Genomic DNA, 2,111 nt, shown 5'->3' on the forward strand with positions numbered 1-2,111 from the left:
CTGCTCATGCTGCTCCTCGACGACAGACCACTACGTCATACACAATATAGGATTATTCCCGGCCCGCGTGATCCATGTCTGATAGTTCGCTAGATCGACGAATCGACGTGATGAGTGGCGATCGTGACGGTTACGGGTCGAGTCGGGTCGTCCTGGCTGACCAATCCGGAGAGTACTTCGTCAATATCGTCGGCAAGTAGCCAGTTTTTGGCATACCGGACGACGCCTTTCTTATCGACCACATAGGCCATGTTCGGCAAGTTACCAAGGTCAAGGTGGTGCTTCTGGTCGATGCCATCGACCACCACCGGGATCTTGAGGTCCTTGAGATCTACGAGTTCCCTGGCGTCGGCCAGCTTGTGCTCGTACGTCTCGTGTTGGCCATATCCACGGAATCGTGGATCCCGACAAGCTGGGAAGCCCGATTGACCAGCTTCCAGAAAACCCTCATCAGCTACCGGGCGGGAACGACATCACGCGCTCAGGGCGAATCTTCACAAGCACCCGCTCCGACTGGATCGGGTTGGGATAGTCGTCGACACCCATGTACTTCTTGGCCAGCTTGTCGATATGGTCGCGCGCCTCGGGGCCGGTGACGGTTTCAACGACCTTGCCCCGAACTTCGGACCAACTCCACGGATTTCCGGTCTCCTGAACGAGCACGGTGACGTTGGGGTTACGTTGCATGTTCTTGAACTTGGCCCGATGGACCTCAGTGTTGATCAGGATGTGGCTGTCATCCACGTCACACCACATTGGATGGCTTTGGATCGAACCGTCCTGGTTCAGCGTGCTCAACACGGCAAAGTGTTTGCCCGAGGCCAGTTCGCGCGGTTTTCCGTCCAACATCGTATGACTCTCCTTAATTGGTCTTGCCAGCCGCGAGCCTAACCATGCCGTTCAGGACTTGACGTCAAGTGTCCGATTGCCGATCTTCAGCGGGCATGTCCAGGAATCGTTTCGGACTGCCAACGTTTGGTAGCTTCCGTGGTCGCCTATCGGAAAGAAACATGATGGAGCCTGGTGTCGGATGGGCGTTGGTCTCCGCGTTGGGCTTCGGGTTCACCCAGATGATGAACCGCAAGTCCAATCTGCTCACGGATGCCTTCCGCACGGCCTTTGGACTTTTGTGCTTCGTCGAAGTGGTCCTTATCGGCCGTCTGTTTGTCAGCGGCGATTACCGACTTCTTGCCGACGCTCCCATCAAATCGCTGGCTTTTTTCGCCGGAAGTGCTTCCATCCATTACGGAGTGGGTTGGACACTGCTGGCTCTGAGCCAACAAAAGATCGGGGTGGCGCGGACGGGCGCCCTCGTATCGGCCGCGCCCATCGTCGGCGTGTTGCTGGCGGTGCCGATCCTCGGCGAGTCGCTCAGTTGGCTCACGTTTGTCGGTGTACTTGCCAGCGTCGCCGGAGTGACCCTCATTTCCCTGAGCCGTGCACCGGGCGGTGGTGTCTGGACCCGTCCCTGGCTGGCACTCATGGTGGCGAGTCTCTGGGGTACCTCGCCGATGCTCATCCGCAAAGGCCTCGAAGGCCTGGACGAACCGATCCTCGGCCTGACCGTCGGTCTGGGGGCGGCCCTCATCCTCCATGCCATTGGCCTGACGGCCGCCGGAATGTGGCAGTGGCCCACCATTCCGCGGGAAACCTACAAGTGGATGATGCTCGGCGGTCTGACCGGCGCGATCGGCATCGGTGCCCAATGGGTTTCGTTCGGCCTGACCACCATCGCTATCGCCATCACCGTCCAGCAGCTCGCCACCCTCGTGATCGTCGCCCTGGCCCCGGTGGTCTTCGACGCCAAATTCGAGAAACTGACTCCGCCCTTGATCTTTGGCACCCTGTCCATGCTGGCTGGTTCAGCCATCGTCGTCTGGCTCGGATAGCACGAACGGGCGCAGCCAGTTCACCTTGTCCCCCCCAAACCAACCCAACCCCAAACCGCCACCACCACAGAACGGCTTGCCGTTCTGTCGACGAACTGGCGCAGCCGGTTCGCAACGGCTTGCCGTTCTGTCGACGAACTGGCGCAGCCGGTTCGCAACGGCTTGCCGTTCTGTCGACGAACTGGCAAAGCCAGTCCACCCCGTCATCGCACCACCGCAGAA

At 59.5% G+C, this 2,111-nt stretch carries 3 protein-coding genes; 1 reads left to right on the forward strand and 2 read right to left on the reverse strand.

The window, feature by feature from the left end:
* Positions 1-89: 89 nt before the first annotated feature.
* Positions 90-305, reverse strand: coding sequence for a hypothetical protein (locus JJE47_10040; GenBank protein ID MBK5267761.1), 216 nt, complete (start codon positions 303-305; stop codon positions 90-92).
* A 145-nt stretch (positions 306-450) separates the two neighbouring features.
* The gene (locus JJE47_10045) at positions 451-849 is read right to left on the reverse strand and encodes a PPOX class F420-dependent oxidoreductase (protein MBK5267762.1); all 399 of its coding nucleotides are present in this window, start codon (positions 847-849) and stop codon (positions 451-453) included.
* A gap of 161 nt (positions 850-1,010) precedes the next feature.
* On the opposite strand from JJE47_10045, the gene JJE47_10050 reads away from it, so the two are divergent.
* Positions 1,011-1,889, forward strand: a complete 879-nt coding sequence (locus JJE47_10050) for a DMT family transporter (protein ID MBK5267763.1) — start codon at positions 1,011-1,013, stop codon at positions 1,887-1,889.
* Positions 1,890-2,111: the final 222 nt, after the last annotated feature.

The sequence above is a fragment of the Acidimicrobiia bacterium genome, assembly GCA_016650365.1.
GTDB lineage: Bacteria > Actinomycetota > Acidimicrobiia > Spongiisociales > JAENVV01 > JAENVV01.

Excerpts from the sequence above, each read along its gene's own strand:
- JJE47_10045 (MBK5267762.1), bottom strand. The coding sequence starts at position 849 with ATGTTGGACGGAAAACCGCGCGAACTGGCCTCGGGCAAACACTTTGCC.
- JJE47_10050 (MBK5267763.1), top strand. The coding sequence starts at position 1,011 with ATGATGGAGCCTGGTGTCGGATGGGCGTTGGTCTCCGCGTTGGGCTTC.